Annotated in this window: 16 protein-coding genes; 5 read left to right on the top strand and 11 right to left on the bottom strand. The window is 56.2% G+C overall.

Translation table 11 applies throughout. From position 1 onward, the window contains the following. Positions 1-6 precede the first annotated feature (6 nt). The 8 genes from wbpB to acnA all read right to left on the bottom strand — a co-directional run bounded on the left by wbpB (position 7) and on the right by acnA (position 12,027). Positions 7-957 (bottom strand): UDP-N-acetyl-2-amino-2-deoxy-D-glucuronate oxidase, encoded by a 951-nt coding sequence (gene wbpB / locus AC3ZVB_RS06255; protein WP_490146076.1) that lies wholly within the window; start codon positions 955-957, stop codon positions 7-9. Positions 958-1,026: 69 nt separating this feature from the next. Continuing rightward, positions 1,027-2,340 (bottom strand): UDP-N-acetyl-D-glucosamine 6-dehydrogenase, encoded by a 1,314-nt coding sequence (gene wbpA / locus AC3ZVB_RS06250; RefSeq protein ID WP_490146075.1) that lies wholly within the window; start codon positions 2,338-2,340, stop codon positions 1,027-1,029. A gap of 97 nt (positions 2,341-2,437) precedes the next feature. Next, on the bottom strand, positions 2,438-3,829 hold the full coding sequence (locus AC3ZVB_RS06245) for an undecaprenyl-phosphate glucose phosphotransferase (protein WP_490146074.1): 1,392 nt from the start codon (positions 3,827-3,829) through the stop codon (positions 2,438-2,440). Between the two features lie 750 nt (positions 3,830-4,579). Continuing rightward, positions 4,580-5,098 (bottom strand): transcription/translation regulatory transformer protein RfaH, encoded by a 519-nt coding sequence (rfaH, locus tag AC3ZVB_RS06240; RefSeq protein WP_490146073.1) that lies wholly within the window; start codon positions 5,096-5,098, stop codon positions 4,580-4,582. 54 nt (positions 5,099-5,152) lie between these two features. Further along, entirely contained in the window at positions 5,153-7,390 is a 2,238-nt protein-coding gene (locus tag AC3ZVB_RS06235; RefSeq protein WP_490146072.1) for a polysaccharide biosynthesis tyrosine autokinase, read from the bottom strand. 24 nt (positions 7,391-7,414) lie between these two features. Next, complete coding sequence (locus tag AC3ZVB_RS06230; protein ID WP_490146071.1) at positions 7,415-7,849, bottom strand: low molecular weight protein-tyrosine-phosphatase; 435 nt, start codon at positions 7,847-7,849, stop codon at positions 7,415-7,417. A gap of 213 nt (positions 7,850-8,062) precedes the next feature. After that, positions 8,063-8,854: a CPBP family intramembrane glutamic endopeptidase gene (locus AC3ZVB_RS06225; RefSeq protein ID WP_490146070.1), complete on the bottom strand. Its 792-nt coding sequence runs from the start codon at positions 8,852-8,854 to the stop codon at positions 8,063-8,065. 431 nt (positions 8,855-9,285) lie between these two features. Beyond that, the gene (gene acnA / locus AC3ZVB_RS06220) at positions 9,286-12,027 is read right to left on the bottom strand and encodes an aconitate hydratase AcnA (protein WP_490146069.1); all 2,742 of its coding nucleotides are present in this window, start codon (positions 12,025-12,027) and stop codon (positions 9,286-9,288) included. 222 nt (positions 12,028-12,249) lie between these two features. Between acnA and rlmM the strand changes: the two genes are divergently transcribed. Together rlmM and tusA are read left to right on the top strand one after the other, a co-directional pair. Further along, positions 12,250-13,323: a 23S rRNA (cytidine(2498)-2'-O)-methyltransferase RlmM gene (gene rlmM / locus AC3ZVB_RS06215; protein ID WP_162437433.1), complete on the top strand. Its 1,074-nt coding sequence runs from the start codon at positions 12,250-12,252 to the stop codon at positions 13,321-13,323. A gap of 203 nt (positions 13,324-13,526) precedes the next feature. Continuing rightward, the gene (tusA, locus tag AC3ZVB_RS06210; protein ID WP_162437432.1) at positions 13,527-13,778 is read left to right on the top strand and encodes a sulfurtransferase TusA; all 252 of its coding nucleotides are present in this window, start codon (positions 13,527-13,529) and stop codon (positions 13,776-13,778) included. Here tusA and AC3ZVB_RS06205 read toward each other — a convergent pair. After that, a complete protein-coding gene (locus AC3ZVB_RS06205) occupies positions 13,775-15,178 on the bottom strand; it encodes an MATE family efflux transporter (protein ID WP_490146068.1) in 1,404 nt (467 codons plus the stop codon). The two genes, tusA and AC3ZVB_RS06205, sit on opposite strands and share 4 nt — an antisense overlap. Before the next feature lie 557 nt (positions 15,179-15,735). Between AC3ZVB_RS06205 and AC3ZVB_RS06200 the strand changes: the two genes are divergently transcribed. Further along, positions 15,736-15,903, top strand: a complete 168-nt coding sequence (locus AC3ZVB_RS06200; protein WP_490146067.1) for a hypothetical protein — start codon at positions 15,736-15,738, stop codon at positions 15,901-15,903. Positions 15,904-16,471: 568 nt separating this feature from the next. Beyond that, a complete protein-coding gene (pdxB, locus tag AC3ZVB_RS06195; protein ID WP_490146095.1) occupies positions 16,472-17,620 on the top strand; it encodes a 4-phosphoerythronate dehydrogenase PdxB in 1,149 nt (382 codons plus the stop codon). A gap of 203 nt (positions 17,621-17,823) precedes the next feature. Here the strand turns inward: pdxB and AC3ZVB_RS06190 are convergent, their stop codons facing one another. Beyond that, positions 17,824-18,003 carry a PA1571 family protein gene (locus AC3ZVB_RS06190; protein WP_162437430.1) on the bottom strand — a complete coding sequence of 60 codons (180 nt, stop codon included), beginning with the start codon at positions 18,001-18,003 and terminating at the stop codon, positions 17,824-17,826. Positions 18,004-18,237: 234 nt separating this feature from the next. On the opposite strand from AC3ZVB_RS06190, the gene AC3ZVB_RS06185 reads away from it, so the two are divergent. Then, positions 18,238-20,013 (top strand): ABC transporter transmembrane domain-containing protein, encoded by a 1,776-nt coding sequence (locus tag AC3ZVB_RS06185; protein WP_490146066.1) that lies wholly within the window; start codon positions 18,238-18,240, stop codon positions 20,011-20,013. Positions 20,014-20,114: 101 nt separating this feature from the next. Here the strand turns inward: AC3ZVB_RS06185 and AC3ZVB_RS06180 are convergent, their stop codons facing one another. After that, the gene (locus tag AC3ZVB_RS06180) at positions 20,115-22,043 is read right to left on the bottom strand and encodes a transglycosylase SLT domain-containing protein (RefSeq protein ID WP_490146065.1); all 1,929 of its coding nucleotides are present in this window, start codon (positions 22,041-22,043) and stop codon (positions 20,115-20,117) included. Positions 22,044-22,197 lie beyond the last annotated feature (154 nt).

The raw sequence follows: 22,197 nt of genomic DNA, 5'->3' as shown, positions 1-22,197 counted from the left end.
AGGTACTCAACGATTGAGAGTTGTTAAAAACGGATGTCCTTCATTGTCTTGCGCTGTCACAGTAGTGGCTGAGCGAATAGTGTCAACAGTCTCTACACAATGTCTCGCATCTTCAATACCGTATCCGCGTCCAGCGAGTATTTCATGATAGCTTGTAGTATGTAGATCGGTGAAGCCGTCAGAAAACTCCATCTCCTCACCGTTAACGGTGATGGAGCGATAGGTCGGTTTTTTGCCTTTTACGGAAGCTGGTAAATCGCAGGCATCGATTGAAAGAAACCATCTAACACGCGCTTTTTCATATTCGAGATACCCCGATGCCTTAGATTCAGATGTGAAATGCACAACGTTTCTTTGCAGCTTTCCAAAAATGAAGTGCAGCATGTCGTAAAAATGTACGCCAATATTTGTAGCAATACCAAACGACTTGCGCGGATCCCCTTTCCAGCTTTCCATGTACCACTTTCCGCGTGAAGTAATATATGTAAGCTCCACGTCGTATTTGTGATCGCTTGCTTCATCAGCGACCTTATGTTTGAGATTAAGAATTGCTTGATGATGACGTAGTTGTAAGATGTTATATAGTTTATTTCCCGTCTCTCGCTCCACTAGAGCGAGCTCATCCAGAGCCTTCGGGGTTGGTACAAGCGGCTTTTCACAAATTACGTCGCATCCCAAGCGCAGACCTGCAGCAATATGTGAATGGTGCAGGTAGTTCGGTGAGCAAATGGAGATATAATCAAGCGCGGTTGATGAATCTCTCTTCAGACGATAAGCGTGTTCTTGAAAGCACTCAAATTGAGTAAAAAATTCGCTTTCTGGGGAAATGCTGTCAATTATTCCCACTGAGTCGTTTATGTCGTATGCAGATACCAACATATTTCCGGTTTCTTTGATGGCGCGCATGTGGCGTGGGGCGATATATCCGGCAGCGCCGATAAGTGCAAACTTTTTCATGAAATTCCTAGCTGAACTAATTAACCGGCGGGACTATTGCAAGTCCTACCGGATTTCTTAGTGTGGTTATCAGGCTTTAATAATATTATTTGCCGGTGTGCGATATTTGCCTCGGCTATCGACTATCAATCTTGCATGCGTTTTTATCAAGTCGTAGTCAAATTTATCGTGGTCAGTTGCAAGTATTACCGCGTCGAATCTCGAAATATTTTCTGCAGTTAATGATTCACTGCTCAAATCGAAATGATGTTCACGCATAGTCGGGAATACAGGTACGTGTGGGTCGCTGTATCCCACGATGCCGCCTTTGGCTTGAATTAATTCCATAATTTCGACTGAGGGTGATTCGCGCATGTCGTCTACGTTTTTCTTGTAGGCAATGCCAAGTATTAGAATGTTGCTTCCATTCAGAGCTTTACCGTTATTGTTTAGGCCGTCCATTAGTTTGTTCAGTACATATTCAGGCATAGCTTTGTTGACCTCACCTGATAATTCGATGAATCGGGTGTGAAGTCCATACTCACGTGCCTTCCAAGTAAGGTAGAAGGGGTCAATTGGAATGCAGTGACCACCAAGCCCCGGACCTGGATAGTAAGGTGTAAAACCAAAGGGTTTCGTTGCTGCAGCGTCCACTACCTCAAAGATATCTATTCCCATTCGGTCGGCAACAATTTTCATTTCGTTAACCAATCCGATATTCACAGCACGGTGAATATTTTCCAGAAGTTTTGTCATTTCGGCTGCTTTGGTAGAGCTAACCTGAACTACTTGGTCAATAGCTTGTTCATACAGTGCTACCCCAACTTCAAGGCATGCTGCAGTATGGCCACCAATAACCTTTGGTATAGTGCGAGTTTCGAAGTTTAGATTCCCTGGATCTTCACGTTCCGGCGAATATACCAAAAATATGTTTTCACCGACTACTAATCCACCTTCCTGTACACGAGGTAGCAACTCTTCTTCGGTCGTGCCAGGGTATGTAGTGCTCTCCAGCGAAACGATCTGACCTGAACGCAGATATGGTTTGATCGCATTCGTGGTATTGATCACGAAGCTCATGTCTGGTTCGCGATATTTGTTCAGCGGTGTTGGTACACACAGGATCAATGCGTCACACTCGCTAACCCTACGAAAGTCAGTAGTAGCGTTAAATCCAGATTCGCGCGCCGCCGAGACACTAGAGCTCGAAATGTGTTCTATGTAACTTTGGCCTGCATTTAGCTTGCTGACTTTACTTTCGTCTATGTCGATACCTAATACGCGGAAGCCAATCGCGTTGTATCGCAGCATCAGTGGTAGGCCTACATATCCCAAACCTACTATACCAATGATCGCCTCTTTGCTCTTGAATTTTACTATGCTGGATTTTTGGTGGTCGGACATAAAGTGCTCATGATTAATATGTAGTATATTTGATGGGTAGTTGATTTTTATCTTCGTATTAATGCGAAATATTATTTCGCAAGATTACCGTATAGTTTTAATAGATATCTTTCGACAAAAGTGTGAGGGGAGTTTTGATTAATATTTTTACATCCAGCCACAAAGACCAATTGTTTATATAGGCTAGATCAAGCTCCACTCGTTTCTCCATTTTGTCGATGGTCTCTGTTTCGCCCCGGAATCCACTGATCTGTGCTAAACCCGTAATGCCAGGCTTAATTCTGTGGCGCGCCATATAAGCGTCGATTTTTCCGGTGTAATAATCGTTATGTGCTATTGCGTGGGGGCGAGGTCCAACTAGCGACATTTTTCCTTGAAGCGCGTTGAACAATTGCGGTAATTCATCGATAGAAGTGCGGCGGATAAATTGACCCACTCGAGTGATTCGGGGGTCGTGACGGCTGGCCTGTTTGACCTCTTCGTCGTCATGTAATCGCATGGAGCGGAACTTCCATACCTTAATGATCTTTCCGTTCCAACCATGACGTTTCTGTTTGAATAATACTGGCCCTGGCGAAGACAACTTCACGGCGATAGCAGTTCCCAGTAACACTGGGCTGAGCAGAACGATGGCTATTAGCGCGACAGTACGGTCAAGCACCGCTTTTGAAAGCGCAGCAGTAGGATATGAGGTCAGCGGGCTTTCATTGAGGTGGATCGCAGGAAGCCCTTCGATTTCTGATACCGAGTGGTTCAGAAGGATCAGGCTTTGAAGGTCGGGAATCCAGATTACGTCCACACTGGAATCCAAAAGATCAATGTAGAGTTCTTCGATCTTCTCGGCTTCTGTGAGTGGTAACGCGATGTAGAGGCGGCGGATGCGGTGGGTTGCGATCAAGTCGCGTAGGTGAGCCAAGCTGCCCAGGACTGGGTAGACACTGTTGCTGGGCAATGGCAGATCGTCCGCAGTCACTAAACCAATTAATGGTTCGTTTTTTTGCCGAGCAAGTTTATCTGCGAGATCGAGCGCCAGCTCGCCAGCTCCAATGATTAGCGACGTGCGAGCCGCTTGAAGCTTTTGTTGATAGCGTCGGGCGAGGTTGTGAAGCGGCACATATAGACAAGCTTGCAACGCGAAGCCGGATAGAGCCAAGGTGAGAATCACCTCTCGAGAAAACAATTCGCTGGTCTTTGTTATGAAAGCCATAACTGTTAAGCCTGAAAGCAGCGCCAACCATCCGGCTAGCAGGCGACCAAGACCTACAAGATAACCATGCTGTTTATGGTAGACCTGCATCATCGAGTAAGCAGGTACAGAACCAAGCAACATGAGTACGCTAAGAACTCGATACTGCGTATCGACTTCCCCTGTTTTCATAACTGCCAATGCGCAAAGCAGGAGAATAAGTACAGAAATTGCTGCCACCCATTGGGCCCAGAAGGTAAGTCCGCGGCCTGCTGGCATTGTGGTGTTGCGCTTGCGAATCAAGATAATGTCCCTTGCGTTGAAATGGGCATAGCCATCCAGGCTGTGCCCGCTGATAGGAGTATTAGTTCCGTTCAGCTGGAGTTACTGTTTGGGCCTGTGGCACAAACCGGTCGTTGTCGTGGCGTCTCCCTTATCCGTAGTAGGGGACGCACTTCGCCTTGGCCAATATCAAGGTTTTGGACACGCTACCGCCCCAGGATTCACCGTTGGTTTCCTGAGAACGTGCGCCGTGGCTGCGACGTGAGCCGTATGCGCAAGCGCTGGCAATTTTTTGGGATGAGGATCAATCAGGCAGGCCGAGTCTGGGCTCGGTTAATGGCAAGCAGAGGAGATGAGTCTGTCCTTGACTGCTGCACAACGTGGGGTCTGTGCAATGGCATCCTGCCGGAGTGAGTTGTTACCCTCAGCCGACGGCGCATTTTACTGATTTGGTGGGAAAAGTGAAGGTAAAAACAGTTTTGTGTGAAAGATCCTACAGGCGGAAGTGTGTGATTTGAGTAGTGGTTCACAAGGGTAGTAGCTGGAGTGACCGGCGAGTCTTAAATCTGGGTGTGGGAATAGTGTTTTTTGATGATGCCGGGTTACATGGATGGGGGATTTCAGGGCGGGTTTGGTGAGTGGCATTTCGGGTAATGAGGGGACGTTGCTGGAGGCGTTGAAATCAAAAGATCGCAGCCTTCGGCAGCTCCTACAGGGGAGCAGTGGTGGTGGGGGAGATAGAGATTGTTTTTGTTTTTATAGAGAGTGGTATCAGGTTTTTTCTATTGCGGTTATTGGGACGCTAAGAGTGTGTTCGCGGTGGAGGAGCTGCAGAAGGATCACGATGCGTTCGGCACCGTCGTGGGAGAGGAAGATGGCCTCGAGTTCTTTGTAACTGCCGCTGGTGATGCGCACTTGGTCACCGGGTTCCAGTGCTATGGAGTCTTCGGTTGACGCGCAGTGTTGATTTTGACTTCGTTGCTTGAGTTGTTCGATGAGTCCATCAGCTACGGCGATCGGCTGTTTTCCGAATGTGACCAGTTGGTTGACTCCCCGAGTTGAGCGGATGGGGTGCCAGTTGTCGTTAAGCTGGTCGAGTTGGATGAACAGGTAGCCAGGGAACAATGACTCCACCGAAGTGGTGCGGCGGCCGCGTTGAATGCGTTCTACGTGTTGGGTGGGGCGATAACACTTGAAGGCTTGGCGCTTCAGGTTTTCCTCGGCGCGTGAGTCTTGTCGTGGCTTGCACTGGATCAGGAACCAGCGGGGTGGCGGGTGCTGAGGGGGCATGCGATGGGCTCTCATGGGTAGATCAGGGCAGCGGCACTGCCCTGATATCCGGCATTACTTTTTGTCTGAAGCGTATTCGTATTGGTAGTAGCTGTAGCTGCCGTAACCATAAGCCGAAGCTTTTCGCTCCACGGCGTTAAAAATCGCACCTTTGACGACGATACCGTTTTGTTCAAAGCGTCGCTTGGTCACTTGAATTTCCTTGGCAGCGTTAACGCCGAAACGGGTCACAATGAGGCTTGTGCCGGCTTGCCGTCCGACAAGGGCTGCATCGGTAACAGCCAGAATTGGCGGGGTGTCGATGATAACCAAATCGTACTGGCTGCTTACTTTTTCCAGGAACTGAGTGAAATTGCTGTGCATCAACAATTCAGAAGGATTCGGAGGAATTTGTCCGCGGGTAATGACGTGCAAGTTATCTACTTCAGTGGAATGGGTCGCAGTGGTCAAGTCGATTTTGCCTGCAAGCAGATCGGATAGTCCGTTGCTCACATCCATGCGGAACAATTTGTTTAAATAACCTTTGCGCATATCAGCGTCGACCAGCAGAACCTTCTGCCCGGTCTGAGCAATGATGGCGGCCAGGTTGCACGAAACGAAGGATTTACCTACGGCAGGGCTCGGGCCGGAGATCATTAAGATGTTGTTCTTTGCTTCCAGAGTTGCGAAGTGAAGACTAGTACGCAGGCTTCTCAACGACTCCACGGCAAGGTCGGCAGGGTTGTTGACCGCCAATAATAGGGAGCCAGTCGTTGCGCGACCGTTACCTTTCAAAGTAGCTTCAATTAGAGACTGCCCTTTGCTGAGCGGGATCGAAGCGTATACAGGGATGCCAAGTTGTTCGATGATCTCTGGATCTTCGACACCGCGATTCATCGCCTTGCGGACCAAAACATATGCAAGGGCAATCATTAAACCCAGAAGTGTAGAAATCAATACGATCAACGGCTTCTTCGGTTTTACCGGTCTCTCGATGTTGGCGTCAGCCGAGTCGATAACTCGTACGTTACCTACTGTGCCGGCACGGACGATGTCCAACTCTTGAGTCTTGTTCAGCAACTGAGTATAAATCTCAGTCGTGACCTGCATATCTCGAGCCAAGCGCAACAACTCCTGCTGAGTCTCCGGCAAATTTTTGATCTTCTTTTCTAGCCCCCGTTTTTGTTGATCGAGTTGGCTCATTTGGGTCATCAAGGCTTGGTACGCTGGGTGTTCTCGTGTGAATCGGTGTTCCATCTCTGCTTGCTTGAGCTTTAATTCAGAAATCAATGTTTCTAAGGCCACAATCTGATCGAGCACGGCTTTGGTTTCGATCGTGATGTCTACAGAGCGGGCACTTGTCTGATAGGCGTTAAGTTGGCCTTCAGCTTTCTCCAATTGTTTGCGTACGTCTGGCAACTGGGTGCGCAGGAACTCAAGGCTTTGCGCAGCTTCTGCAGAGTTTCGCTGAACGTTCTGCAATACATATAGACGGTTGATCTCATCGAGCACTTTGTTAGCCAGCTCTGGATCTTCATTTTCGATTGACAACGCGATGATGCCGGATTCCTTGCCGCGCTCACTTGCCGATACATCTTCCTGATATTGTAAAATAGCGTTGAGGCGACGCTGCTTTCTGACATCGAATAAAGCGCCGGCATTGGCATTAAGGGTGGCGACTTGCAGCTTGAAACCATTTTGCTCAAGCTTCTCGCCTGCTTGGCCAGTTAGAAGAACTTCGTCGTCATTGTTGAGCAATGTGAAGCTTTTGTCACCTTCAGCTCGCAGCGTTAGGCCCTTACCTAGATAGTCATCCGGTACTTCTAGCTGGAAAATATCCAGCTTTTCCCCGCCCCATGTATAACTGTCTAAACCAAACAATGATGTGGCTAACGCATTTTCGCTATCAGGCTTAAAGTGTCGGCTCAGGAAGTGACCAATAAGCGGAAAGTAGTTCGGCTCAACAATAATATCGAGCTTGAGGTTTTCTACAGCCTTACCCAGCACCGCTCGGGATTTAAGCAGCTCAATCTCGGTCACCGCCGGAGATGTCCCACCAAACATCTCGCTCATTTCACCCATGCCGCCAAGAGCAGCCATACCACCTTTTTTCTCCTCTACCTGCACAAGCGCGTTAGCTTGATAGATCGGGGTAGAAAGAAGGGCGTAAGCAACGCCTACTGCGCAGAAAAACGCAGTAATGGTGATAATTATCCACTTGCTATCGATCAAAGTGCCGAATAGCGCGAGCAGATCGATGCTGTCATCGTCGTCGCTGTGATCCTGAATAGGTAGGCTGTTTTGGCTTGGCATGCGGGGTACTTTTACAAGAGGTGATTATAGTTTTTGCGACCAGCTGTCGACGCCTTGCGTCATCAGTTGGTAGACGTGTTCGAAGGCGACTTTCTGCTGGCGGTACGGATCGGGAATTTCCTGATTGTTCTGCCATTTGCCCAGCAGGAATGTCTTGCCGCGGACTTCCGGCGCCATGCGCGCGATGCTGTCCACGTGGCGTTGTTCCATGGTCAGTATTACATCGGCCTGTTGCAGCATTTCTCGAGTCAGTTGCCGACCTTTATGGTCTGGCAGGTCGCCGCCGTGTTCGCGCAGGACTTCCAGCGCGGTGGCGTCCATGGATTTGTCTACGAGGGCGCCGAGGCCGGCTGAGCTTATGACTTTGCCGCGATCAGCCAGCTTGCTTTTAAGCAGGGCTTCTACGGTGGGGCTGCGGCAGATGTTGCCGATGCATACGACCAGGATTTTATTGAACATAGGGCTGCGCAGGTTACGGAATCGAGTGTTTTGACCGCACGGGCAGCAGGAGGAGGGGGATGGAATTCCTTTCCAGCGCAACAGTACGGCCTTCTCCGGTGCACTACTGCTGCCGGGGCCATTTTAAAAGCGTGCACTCTAGTGGCGTAGGTGGGTAGGGTCAAGGCTCGATGGGAACTTTCTGTCATACGGGCGTTCGGTTTAACGCCCTGGCTATTCCGCCAGCATTGGGTACGTGAATAACCCGAAGTGCAGCAGATTCAAACCGAAGTGCGTGGCGATGGCGGCGGCCAGTCCTCCGAACCGGTAGGCCAGGCCGTAGCCAATCCCAGCGATGGTCGCCAGCAGTACCCATTGCCAGCCGGCGCCCCAGTGGGCAAGACCGAAAAGTATTGCGGCAAGTAACAGCGCGAAGTGCTCACCGTACGGTAAGTGTTTGAGTCGTTCGCTCAGGCTGCCTTGTATATAGCCGCGGAACAGGGCTTCTTCGACCAGGGTGACGAGTAGAAGGTTGTTGAGGATCCAGATTCTGGCGACGTCGGGCCATTTGGGTGCCCAATCGATGATGCCGAGTAGCCATGCGCTGGTGAGGGTGATCAGGGCTGTGAGGCTTAGGGTGATGGCGCTGGTTTTCAGTGTTTGCGTGAAAGAGCGCTGGGCGATGATCCATGGGCAGGCGAGCAGGAGCCAGAAGCCGAGCAGGGGTTTGTCGAGGTTGAGGTACATCGAGAACGGGATGGCGTTTTCGGTGAAGCGTGTGGGCTCGATGACTTGGGCGTTGTGGAAGCCGGGTAGGTAGTGCAGGGCCAGGGCGAGTGCGAGGAGGACGAAGAGGCTATGGCCGAGGTAGCGGGCGTAGCGGTGGTTTTGGGGTTGGACGGCGATGCCGGCGAGGATGAGCAGTGTGATGGGGATGCTGGCCTGGAGGGATAGCTGACCGTAGGTGAGCGCCAGGACGTAGCCGGCGGTGAGCATGGTGAGGTAGGGCCAGGGTAGGCGGAGCATGGGGTCATCCTTGGTTGATGCGGGCTTGGCTTGGGGCATTTAGGCAGATGTGGGGGATGGTAGGCAATTGGTGGGGAGGGTTTTTGCAGGGGATTTATTGTTGGAGGCGGTTGGTTGGGTTGCGTGTTTTCAGTGGGGGCGATGTGGGTGGTTTTGCGGCTGCCGCGCAGCCGAGCGGGAGTGAACTCCCTCGCCACAGGGGTGGGTGTTGGCCATATGGTTGTGTTTGTAGGGACAGTGTCGGAGTTGTAGCCGCAAGGTATGTGATGAGGGCGCTTGATGTGGGTGTCTTTGGGTTTCAGTCGTCTGTGAGAGCGGCTTTATCTTTGGTAGCTGTGTGGCTGACAAGACGCTATCGCGAGCAGGCTCATTCCTACAGAAGAAATGAAATTGTGGGGTTGGCGTGGCCGCGCAACCCCATGCTGCTGCGTTTATGAGGCTATTAGTTGGCGCAGTACGTAGTGCAGGATCCCCCCCGATTTGAAGTACTCCACCTCATTCAACGTATCAATCCGGCACAGCACGTCGATCTTCTCGCGGCTGCCGTCTTCCCGGGTGATGATCAGCGTCAGGTTCATCCGGGGCGTCAGTTCCACGCCGGTCAAACCGAGGATGTCGATGCTTTCTTTCCCCGTGAGCTTCAGGCTCTTGCGATTCTGATCCAGCTTGAATTGCAGCGGTAGCACGCCCATGCCCACCAGGTTGGACCGGTGGATACGTTCGAAGCTTTCCGCGATGACGGCTTTTACGCCCAGCAAGTTCGTACCTTTGGCCGCCCAGTCGCGGCTGGAGCCGGTGCCGTATTCCTGGCCGGCGATGACGACCAGCGGGGTGCCCGCGGCCTGGTAGCGCATGGCGGCGTCGTAGATGGCGACCTTTTCTCCGGTAGGGATGTAGATCGTGTTGCCGCCTTCTTCGCCGCCGAGCATTTCGTTGCGGATGCGGATGTTGGCGAAGGTGCCGCGCATCATGACTTCGTGGTTGCCGCGGCGGGAGCCGTAGGAGTTGAAGTCGCGGGGTTCCACGCCTTTGGCGCGCAGGTATTGGCCGGCGGGGCTGTCGGTCTTGATGTTGCCGGCCGGTGAGATGTGGTCGGTGGTGACCGAGTCGCCAAGCAGGGCGAGGACGCGTGCGCCCGAGACGTCTTTGACTTCCGGTGGCGGACCGCCGATGTCGTCGAAGAATGGTGGGTGCTGGATGTAGGTCGAGTCGTCCTGCCAGACGTAGGTCGCGGCTTGCGGCACTTCGATGGCTTGCCACTGTTCGTCGCCGGCGAACACTTCGGCGTATTCCTTGTGGAACATGGCAGTGTTGACCTGGCTTACGGCGTCGGCGATTTCCTGGGTGCTGGGCCAGATGTCGCGCAGGTACACCGGGTTGCCTTCTTTGTCGTTGCCCAGCGGTTCGCTGCTGATGTCGGTGCGCACGGTGCCGGCCAGTGCGTAGGCGACGACCAGTGGCGGGGAGGCGAGCCAGTTGGTTTTGACCAGTGGGTGCACGCGGCCTTCGAAGTTGCGGTTGCCCGAGAGGACCGAGGCGACGGTGAGGTCGGCTTTCTGGATGGCTTTTTCGATCGGCTCCGGCAACGGTCCGGAGTTGCCGATGCAGGTGGTGCAGCCGTAGCCGACCAGGGAGAAGCCGAGTTGATCAAGGTATTGGGTCAGTCCCGCGGCCTTGTAGTAGTCGGTGACGACTTTCGAGCCGGGCGCCAATGAGCTTTTCACCCAGGGTTTGCGGGTGAGGCCTTTTTCCACGGCTTTTTTCGCCACCAGGCCGGCGGCCATCATCACGCTCGGGTTGGAGGTGTTGGTGCAGGAGGTGATGGCGGCGATGACCACGGCGCCGTTTTTCAGGCGGTAGGTGTGGCCGTCGTATTCGTAGTCTGTTTCGCCGACCAGGTCAGCGTTGCCCACGGCAACACCGCCGCCGCCTTCACTTTCCAGTCGTCCTTCTTCTTTGCTGGTGGGCTTGAATTGCAGGTCGATGAAGTCACTGAAGGCCTGTGCGACATTCGGCAGAGAAACGCGGTCTTGCGGACGTTTCGGGCCGGCGAGGCTGGCTTCGACACTGGCCATGTCCAGGGCGAGGCTGTCGGTGAACGACGGTTCCTTGCCGGGCAGGCGCCACAGGCCCTGGGTTTTGCAGTAGGCCTCGACCAGTTTGACGGTTTCCGGCGGGCGGCCGGACAGGCGCAGGTAGTCGAGGGTGACGTCATCCACCGGGAAGAAGCCGCAGGTGGCGCCGTATTCCGGGGCCATGTTGGCGATGGTCGCGCGGTCGGCCAAGGGCAGGTCGGCGAGGCCGTCGCCGTAGAATTCGACGAATTTACCGACCACGCCTTTTTTGCGCAGCATTTGGGTAACGGTCAGCACCAGGTCGGTGGCGGTGATGCCTTCCTTGAGCTTGCCGGTGAGTTTGAAGCCGATCACTTCCGGAATCAGCATCGACACCGGTTGGCCGAGCATCGCCGCTTCCGCTTCGATCCCGCCGACGCCCCAGCCGAGTACGCCGAGGCCGTTGATCATGGTGGTGTGGGAGTCGGTGCCGACCAGGGTGTCGGGAAAAGCGTAGGTGCGGCCGTCTTCGTCCTTGGTCCAGACCGTGCGGCCGAGGTATTCCAGGTTGACCTGGTGGCAGATGCCGGTGCCCGGTGGCACGACGCTGAAGTTGTCGAAGGCGCTCTGACCCCAGCGCAGGAAGGCGTAACGCTCGCCATTGCGCTGCATTTCGATGTCGACGTTCTGCTCGAACGCGCTGGCGCTGCCGAACTTGTCGACCATCACCGAGTGGTCGATCACAAGGTCCACGGGGGAGAGCGGGTTGATCCGCTGCGGGTCACCGCCGGCCTTGGCCATGGCGGCGCGCATGGCGGCCAGGTCGACCACGGCGGGAACACCGGTGAAGTCTTGCATCAATACCCGCGCGGGGCGGTACTGGATTTCACGATCGGAGCGACGCTCCTTGAGCCAGGCGGCAATGGCCTTGAGGTCGGCGCCGGTGACAGTTTTTTCATCTTCCCAGCGCAGCAGGTTTTCCAGCAGCACTTTCAATGACATCGGCAGCTTGTCGAGATCACCGAGGCTTTTGGCAGCATCGGGCAGACTGTAATAATGGTAGGTCTTGTCGTCGATCTGCAGGGTTTTAAGGGATTTCAGGCTATCGAGGGACGGCATTACGATCACTCCTTATGATCCGCACGGCTACGGACTGAGGGGACGAACTGAGGTCTAAACCTAGTCCTCTTTGCGGCTTAAAGCTAATAACTGGACTCTATGGACAGGTCCAAGGTTCCGAACTCGGCTATCATGCGCCGGTTTTCGTGACAGGCTTTGCTTCAACGCAAGTCTGGGCATCGCGCAGTGGTTGAATTTCTCGCCATCTGCCCAGGAGTAAGAATGAACACCCTCTTTATGCATTGCCGGCCAGGCTTCGAAGGCGAAGTCTGTTCCGAGATATCCGAACATGCCGCACGCTTGAACGTGGCCGGTTATGCCAAGGCCAAGGCCGCCAGCGCCTTTGCCGAATTTATCTGTACCGAAGAAGACGGTGCCGAGCGCCTGATGCGCGGGCAGCGTTTTGCCGATCTGATCTTCCCGCGCCAGTGGGCTCGCGGCATCTTTATCGATCTGCCGGAAACCGATCGCATCAGCGTGATCCTCGCGCACATGAGGGATTTCCCGTTGTGCGGCAGCCTGTGGCTGGAGATGGTCGACACCAACGACGGTAAGGAACTGTCGAATTTCTGCAAGAAGTTCGAAGTTCACTTGCGCAAGGCGCTGATGGCTGCCGGCAAATTGGTGGAAGACCCGCTCAAGCCGCGGTTGCTGTTGACGTTCAAGAGCGGTCGCGAAGTGTTCATGGGGTTGGCGGAGTCGAACAACTCGGCGATGTGGCCAATGGGCATTCCGCGCCTGAAGTTTCCCCGTGACGCGCCAAGCCGTTCGACGTTGAAGCTGGAAGAGGCGTGGCACCACTTCATCCCGCGTGATCAGTGGGACGAGCGTTTGCACAGCGACATGACCGGCGTTGACCTGGGTGCCGCGCCCGGTGGCTGGACCTGGCAGCTGGTCAACCGCGGCATGCTGGTGACGGCGATCGATAACGGGCCGATGGCTGAAAGCCTGATGGACACCGGGCTGGTGCAGCATTTGATGGCGGATGGTTTTACCTTCAAGCCCAAGCAGCCGGTGGACTGGATGGTGTGCGATATTGTCGAGAAGCCGGCGCGTAATGCCGCGATGCTGGAAGAGTGGATTGGCGAGGGGCATTGCCGCGAGGCGGTGGTCAACCTGAAGTTGCCGATGAAGCAGCGTTATGCCGAGGTGAAACGCCTGCTGGAGCGCATTGCCGACGGGTTCAAGGAGCGCGGGATTCGGGTGGAGATTGGCTGCAAGCAGCTGTATCACGACCGTGAAGAAGTGACGTGCCATTTGCGCCGGATCGATGTGAAGAAACCGAAGTCTCGTTGATGTGCGTCGGCAGATATGCGGGCTTGTGTGGCGAGGGAGCTTGCTCCCGCTGGGTTGCGTAGCAGCCCTAAAACCGGACACAGAGATATAACTGATAAACCGCGTAGCCATAGTTGGGGTCGCTTCGCGGCCCAGCGGGAGCAAGCTCCCTCGCCACAAACCCGACATTGCGCGACAATGTCGGCACGTTTCAGGAGTGAATCATGAGTGAAATGATTGATACGCCGGTTGACGGCACCCTCGACGCCACCGGCCTCAACTGCCCGGAGCCGGTGATGATGTTGCACCAGCACATCCGTGACCTGGCGCCCGGCGGACTGTTGAAGGTGATTGCGACCGATCCGTCGACCCGTCGCGACATCCCCAAGTTTTGCGTGTTTCTCGATCACGAGCTGATCGGCCAGCATGAAGAGGCAGGCACCTACCTCTACTGGATTCGCAAGAAACTCGCTTAACTCGTCGAACGACTGATGCGGATCTGCTTGCGTGCACTGCGCGTCAAGCGGATCGACAGCATTAGCGCCGCGCAACTCAAGCCCACGATCAAACCCTGCCACAGCCCGCTCGGGCCGCTTGGCGCGCCTAACCAATCGGTCAGACCCAGCGCGTAACCCACCGGCAACCCAATCCCCCAGTAAGCGAACAACGTCAGGATCATCGTCACCCGCGTGTCCTGATAACCGCGCAATGCGCCGGCTGCCGTGACCTGGATCGCGTCGGAAAACTGGAACAGCGCCGAGTACACGATCAGCATCGCCGCGACATGAATCACTGTCGGGTCCGAGGTGTAGATGGTCGCGATGTGCTCGCGCAACAACAGCATCATGCTCGCCGAAATACATGCATACGCCAGCGCCGTGCCCATGCCGACACCGGCGGCGAAGCGCGCTTCGCGTGGCTCCCGACGCCCCAGTGCCTGGCCTACGCGCACGGTGACAGCCATGCCGAGGGAGTAGGGGATCATGAACACCAGCGAGCTGAAATTGAGCGCGATCTGGTGCCCGGCCACGACTGTTGCGCCGAGGCTGCCGATCAGCAGGGCGATCACGGCAAAGATGCTCGATTCGGCGAACACCGCAATGCCGATGGGCAAGCCGATGCCCAGCAGGCGTTTGATCACCGTCCATTGCGGCCAGTCGAAACGGCTGAACAACTGACTCGACTGATACGCCGGCGACCAGCGCTCCCACCCGGCCATGCCCAGCGCCATCACCCACATCACGATCGCCGTGGCCCAGCCGCAACCGACGCCGCCCATGGCGGGCACGCCGAAGTGGCCGTAGATGAAGATGTAGTTCAGCGGGATGTTCAGCGCCAGGCCGCAGAGGCCGAGGACCATCGCCGGGCGCGTACGCCCGAGGCCATCACTGAAGCAGCGCAACACGTGATAGATCGCGACGGCAGGCAGGCCGCTGGCGATGCCGTGCAGGTATTGCATGCAGGGGCCGATCAGTTCGGGATCGACGTTCATCAGGTGCAGGATCGGCTCGGCGCCGAGCAGCATGCCGGTGGCCAACACTCCGACGACCAATGCCAGCCACAGTGCCTGACGGACGATCGGGCCGATTTCGCTATGAGTGCCGGCGCCGAAGCGTTGGGCGACTTTCGGGGTGGTGGCCAGCAGGGTGCCGGTCATCAACAGGAAGACCGGGACCCAGATCGAGTTCCCCAATGCCACCGCCGCCAGATCCCGAGGCCCGACGCGGCCGGCCATGACCGCATCGACGAAACCCATCGCTGTCGTGGCCAGCTGCGCGACCATGATCGGCAGCGCCAGGCCGAGCAGGTTTTTCAGCTCCAGGCGGATGCGTTCGGGGCGGGTGAGGACGGTGGTGTTGTCGGTTACGGAGTTCAAGGGCGAAACGTCCAAAGGTATTGATGCGCGAGGCGGGGCATTCTACGCGTTGACGCTATGGTCAGGAAAAGAGCTGTGTTGGGGATTTGTAATCGTCTCCCGCAGGTATCGATAACCCCTGTGGCGAGGGGATTTATCCCCGTTGGGCTGCGAAGCGGCCCCTATTATTGAATCCACGTTATTACAGGTACACCGCGTGCACAGGTTCTGGGGCCGCTTCGCAGCCCAACGGGGATAAATCCCCTCACCACAGGAGAAGTGGTGACCATAGGAGAAGTGGTGACAACGTCCAAAGGTATTGATGCGCAAGGTGGGGCATTCTACGCGTTGACGCTGTGGTCAGGAAAAGAGCTGTGTTGGGGATTTGTAATCGTCTCCCGCAGGTATCGATAACCCCTGTGGCGAGGGGATTTATCCCCGTTGGGCTGCGAAGCGGCCCCTATTATTGAATCCACGTTATTACAGGTACACCGCGTGCACAGGTTCTGGGGCCGCTTCGCAGCCCAACGGGGATAAATCCCCTCACCACAGGAGAAGTGGTGACAACAGGAGAAGTGATGGCAACAGGAGAAGTGATGGCAACAGGAGAAGTGGCGACCACAGGAGAAGTGGTGACAACGTCCAAAGGTATTGATGCGCAAGGTGGGGCATTCTACGCGTTGACGCTGTGGTCAGGAAAAGAGCTGTGTTGGGGATTTGTAATCGTCTCCCGCAGGTATCGATAACCCCTGTGGCGAGGGGATTTATCCCCGTTGGGCTGCGAAGCGGCCCCTATTATTGAATCCACGTTATTACAGGTACACCGCGTGCACAGGTTCTGGGACTGCTTCGCAGCCCAACGGGGATAAATCCCCTCACCACAGGAGAAGTGATGACCACAGGAGAAGTGGTGACCACAGGAGAAGTGGTGACAACGTCCAAAGGTATTGATGCGCAAGGTGGGGCATCCTACGCGTTGACGCTATGGTCAGGAAAAGAGCTGTGTTGGGGATTTGTAATCGTCTCCCGCAGGTATCGATAACCCCTGTGGCGAGGGGATTTATCCCCGTTGGGCTGCGAAGCGGCCCCTATTATTGAATCCACGTTATTACAGGTACACCGCGTGCACAGGTTCTGGGACTGCTTCGCAGCCCAACGGGGATAAATCCCCTCACCACAGGAGAAGTGATGACCACAGGAGAAGTGGTGACAACAGGAGAGGTGGTGACCACAGGAGAAGTGGTGACCTCTAATGCCCGCTGGCCCAGCATGGCCATCTACGCCTACACTGCCGATCCCCCAAAGGAGCCCGCCATGCTGATTGTTGCCGACGAAAATATCCCGCTGCTCGATGCCTTCTTCGAACGTTTTGGCGAAATCCGCCGGGTGCCGGGGCGCTCCATTGACCGTGCAACGGTCGAGCAGGCCGATGTGTTGCTGGTGCGCTCCGTGACCAACGTCAACCGCGCATTGCTCGAAGGCAGCAAGGTGCGGTTTGTCGGTACGTGCACCATCGGCACCGATCACCTGGACCTGGATTACTTTCAGCAGGCTGGCATCACCTGGTCGAGCGCACCCGGTTGCAACGCCCGAGGCGTGGTCGATTATGTCCTCGGCAGTCTGCTGACCCTGGCCGAAATCGAAGGCGCCGACCTGACTCGACGCACCTATGGCGTGGTCGGCGCCGGTGAAGTCGGCGGCCGATTGGTCAAGGTGCTGAAAGGGCTGGGCTGGAACGTGCTGGTCTGCGATCCGCCACGGCAAGCGGCGGAAGGCGGCGACTTCGTCAGCCTTGAGCGCATCATCGAGCAGTGTGATGTCATCAGTCTGCACACACCACTGAAGAAACACGGCGCCCAGTCCACCTGGCACCTGTTCGATAAAACCCGTCTGAATCAACTCAAGACCGGCACCTGGCTGATCAACGCCAGTCGCGGCGCGGTGGTCGATAACGCCGCCCTGCGCAACGTCCTGTTGCAGCGTGAAGACCTGCAAGCCGTGCTGGATGTCTGGGAGGGTGAGCCCGAGGTCGATGTGGCACTGGCCGATCTCTGCGTGTTGGCGACACCGCACATTGCGGGCTACAGCCTTGATGGCAAACAGCGCGGGACGGCGCAGATTTATCAGGCGTATTGCGATTTCCTCGGTCAGCCGGCGGACATCAGCCTGAGCGAATTGCTGCCGGCGCCTTGGCTGTCCCGCGTGACCTTGAACGCTGAAAGTGATCCGGCCTGGGCATTGGCGATGCTGTGCCGTGGCGTGTACGACCCGCGCCGTGATGACGCGGATTTCCGCCGCAGCCTTGTCGGGACGGTGAACGAACAGCGTGCGGCGTTTGATGCGTTGCGCAAGCATTACCCGCAGCGGCGGGAGATTGATGGATTGCAGGTGCGGATTGAAGGGGACTCGGCGCAGTTGCAGAAGATTGTGGCGGCGTTGGGTGCAACGCCCATTCAGGGATAACGGTGTCCCCTGTAGGAGCTGCCGCAGGCTGCGATCTTTTGATCTTGCTTACTGATTTTGAAGATCAAAAACCAGATCAAAAGATCGCAGCCTGCGGCAGCTCCTACAGGGATATGTGATTAAACGGCACCCAGGGTGGGGGCGCGAAATTCACCCATAAAAAACCCGGCCATCAGGGCCGGGTCAAGAAGACGGTGGCTACATCAATCTTGTTTGGCAGGCTTGACCAATCGCTGTTCCAGTTCGCGGCAAGCGTCCTGGATCATGCCTTCAGTGATCGGTACTTCGCGCCCTTGTTCATCGATAATCGAGCAACCCAGAGACTGGTCTGGCTGTGTACGGATCACTTCAATTTTGTCTTCGCTGCTGTGTTGCAAGGACATGGCCTGTCTCCTCATCAGGTTGTGTGCTTACTATAAAACCGCCCGGTGACCGGGTTGTGACAACTCCCTGCGATCTTTCCTGAACGGCAGCATCAGTCCACCAGAAATATCGCAACGTTGCCAGCCGGACTTTAGACCAATAGCGTCTAGAGGCTAGGCTTTGCGGTCATAATTAACCTGACTCATTGTGATTTACAGAGTTCCTTCCTATCAACTGCGCCGTTGCGTATCTGGATGATCCCCATGCTTTCTGCTCGTCAACGCCGCGCCATTCGCTTGACCACTCGCTTTCTTGCGCCTTATCGCTGGCCGGCTTTGGGTGCGTTGCTCGCGCTGATCGTCACTGCCGGCATCACGTTGTCGATGGGGCAGGGCATTCGGTTGTTGGTCGATCAGGGCTTCATGACTCAGTCGCCGCATCTGCTCAATCAGTCGATCGGGCTGTTCATGGTGTTGGTCGTGGGGTTGGCGATCGGTACGTTTGCGCGTTTCTATCTGGTGTCCTGGATCGGCGAACGGGTGGTCGCGGACATTCGGCGGCAGGTGTTCAATCATCTGGTTTACCTGCACCCAGGGTTTTATGAAGACAACCGCAGCTCCGAGATCCAGTCCCGTCTGACGGCAGATACAACGCTGCTGCAATCGGTGATTGGTTCTTCGCTGTCGCTGTTTCTGCGCAACTTGCTGATGGTGATTGGCGGCATCGTTTTGCTGTTCATCACCAACCCCAAGCTCACCAGCATCGTAGTGGTGGCCTTGCCGTTAGTGATCGCACCCATCCTGATTTTCGGCCGCCGGGTCCGCAATCTGTCTCGTATGAGCCAGGACCGCATTGCCGACATCGGCAGTTATGTGTCCGAAACCCTGGGCCAGATCAAAACCGTGCAGGCCTACAACCATCAAGTCCAGGACGAGCAGCGGTTTGCCGTCACCGTGGAGCAGGCATTCGAGACTGCGCGTAAACGCATCTTCCAGCGCGCCTGGCTGATTACCCTGGTGATCGTGCTGGTGCTGGGGGCCGTGGGGGTGATGCTGTGGGTCGGTGGTATGGATGTGATTGCCGGACGGATCTCGGCGGGTGAACTGGCCGCGTTTGTCTTCTACAGCCTGATCGTCGGCAGTGCGTTCGGCACCTTGAGCGAGGTAATCGGTGAGTTGCAGCGCGCCGCCGGGGCCGCCGAGCGAATCGCCGAACTGCTGCGCTCGGAAAACATCATTCAGCCACCGGTCACCGGGTTGGTGACGTTGCCTGAGCGGGTGAGAGGTGATCTGGTGCTGCAGGATGTGCGCTTTTCCTACCCGTCGCGTCCGCAAAGCTATGCGGTCGATGGCTTGAGCCTGACCATTAATGCCGGCGAAACCCTTGCGTTGGTCGGCCCGTCAGGTGCTGGCAAGTCGACGGTGTATGACCTGCTGCTGCGATTCTACGACCCGGTCGAAGGAAGAATCCTGCTGGATGGCGTGCCGCTGACTCAACTCGATCCCCTCGACCTGCGCCGCTGCTTCGCCTTGGTCTCGCAGAGTCCGGCACTGTTTTTCGGCAGCGTGGAAGAGAACATTCGCTACGGCAACCCGGGCGCGACCCTGGCCCAGGTTCAGGAGGCCGCGAAAATCGCCTATGCCCACGACTTCATCGAACAGATGCCTGATGGCTATCAGACCCACCTCGGTGACGGTGGTCTCGGCTTGTCCGGCGGCCAGCGCCAACGCCTCGCCATCGCCCGCGCGCTGCTGGTGGACGCGCCAATCCTGCTGCTCGACGAAGCCACCAGCGCCCTCGACGCCCAAAGCGAACACCTGATCCAGCAAGCCCTGCCCAGCCTGATGAAAAACCGCACCACCCTGGTCATCGCCCACCGACTGGCCACGGTAAAGAACGCCGACCGAATTGCGGTGATGGACCAAGGGAAGCTGGTGGCGGTGGGGACGCATCAGGAGTTGATTGCAAGCAATGCGCTGTACGCGCGGTTGGCGGCGTTGCAGTTCAGTGATGGGCATGAGGCGGCGTGAAGAACGCTGCGGAACAGAAGAACCTTTGATCTTGTTTTTGTTTCTAAAAAAATGCCCGCATCAATCGATGCGGGCATTTTCGTTATGGCGTCAGGCAAACATCATTGATCATCAAAATACCGCTCATGCCAATCCACCAGCGGCTGTGGCGAGTTGAGCTTTTGGCCGTAGATCACCGAGTACGACAATACGTTTTGCACGTACTGGCGGGTTTCGTCGAACGGGATGCTTTCAACCCATACGTCGAAGCTCAGGTGATCCGCGCCGCGCAGCCATTGACGCACACGACCGGGGCCGGCGTTGTAGGCGGCGGAGGCGAGGACGCGGTTGCCGTTGAACTGGGCGTGCACCTGGCTCAGGTAGGCGGCGCCGAGCTGGATGTTCTTGTCCGGGTTGAGCACTTGCTGTGGCGAGGCCAATGGAATGCTGAATTTGCGAGCGGTTTCCTTGGCGGTGCCTGGCATCAACTGCATGAGGCCGGTGGCGCCAACGCCGGAGCGGGCGTCGTCCATGAAGGCGCTTTCCTGGCGGGTGATGGCGAACACCCAGCTTGAATGCAGGCCACGGACCTTGGCCTCACGGACCAGCGTTTCGCGGTGAGCCATCGGGAAGCGGATATCCAGGTCGTCCCAATACTGCGCCTGGCTGATCGTGCGGATCGCCGGGAAGTACCATTTCAGGTCATAGGCCAGTTTGGCCTGGGCGACCATTTCGTCACGGTTGAAATGCCGGCTGACGTGGTACCACTCGCGACGACCGTCGACGATCTGCCCGCGGGCGTGGAACTCCAGGGCACGACGTACGCCCGGTGTGTTGCGCACTTTATTGACCAGCGCCTGGCTTAGCACCAACGGCTTATTGACCAGCGAATAAGGTGACTGCGAACGATCCGCCGCGAGGAATCCGTAGAAATCCCGCTCGCGAGCGAGGTGCTTGTAGAGCGCCTGCGACTCCGGGTTCTGTGGCTGCGCCAGTTCCAGGCTGCGGGCCTGCCAGTAGCGCCAGCGGTTGGTGGTCGCCAGATCCTGGGGCAGGCGTCGGGTCAGCTGATACGCATCGTCCCAGCGGGCCAGGCGCAGCAACAAGCGCAGACGCCATTCGGACACGGTGTTGTCGCGCAGTTCCGGGTCGTACTTGGTCATCACGTCCAGGGCACGGCTGTCGAAACGTCGGGCGAGGGTCAGGCCGATTTCCCGGGCAATCGCAACTTTTTCATCGCGAGAGAAATGCATGCTGCTGGCATAACCGTCGAGCAGGGCCATGGCCTTGTCCGGGTCCTGACGGGCAAGACGACGCAGGCCGAGGCTGACAATGTCGGACATCGGCTCGTCGGCCGGGGTGAAGCGCGACGGCTGGTTCAGCAGTTCGGGTTTTTGCGCCACATCCACCAGCAAGCGACCGCGAGGGGCGAGGGTGGTCAGGCCGCTGATCAGGCTGTTGGCCAGCGGATAGTTGCGTGCCTGGGCGGCGAGCTTGGTGCGCTCCCAGCGCTTCTCTTCGGTCAGCTGACCATCGGCCGCCCACACACCGAACAAGCCGTCGCACGCGGCAGGCAGGGATTTACCGGTGAGCCAGAGTTTGTTCGCGTTGGCGTAACCGACGGATTTCTGGTTGCTGCCGATCTGGTACTGCGCGTTCAGGCAGTCCAGTTCGGTGAAGTTGAGCTTGGGGTCGTAATACTTGACGAAGGTCGCCCATTCGCCACGATCGGCCAGCCAGCGCAACCAGCGCAGCTTCATCCAGTTGGCCTGGGGCAGGTCACCGTGTTCGGCGAGGAATTTCTCGATTTCGGCGTTGCTCGCGGTTTTCAGGCGCGCGGTCAGCTCGTCATAGGCCAGATACGGTTCCAGCGGATAATCGGCGAGGGCCTGGCTGTAGCGAAAATAAGGGCCGGTATCGCCCTTGGCCAACGCGCGCTTGGCTTCATCGTAATACTGGCGCTGAGTGGACAGGTCCACCGCCTGGGCTGACTGGATGGCAGTGGCAGAAAGAAGCAAACATGAAAAAAGACTAAAAAGGCGACTGCGCATGAGACATCCGGGCAGAGAAATCATGACAAGTGCGGACAGTACCCACACTGAATAATCTGTAGCTTAGCCTTTTGCCAGCAACGGGCGAAAGCTTTGCGGACCGGTTGGCATCAGTTCGCAACATTTGTCATGCAGAGTGCCCCGACAATGAAAT

This window comes from Pseudomonas sp. MDV22-iso1 (assembly GCF_058145095.1).
The sequence above is the reverse complement of the archived record's forward strand: the minus strand, read 5'-3'. Positions and strand labels throughout refer to the sequence as shown.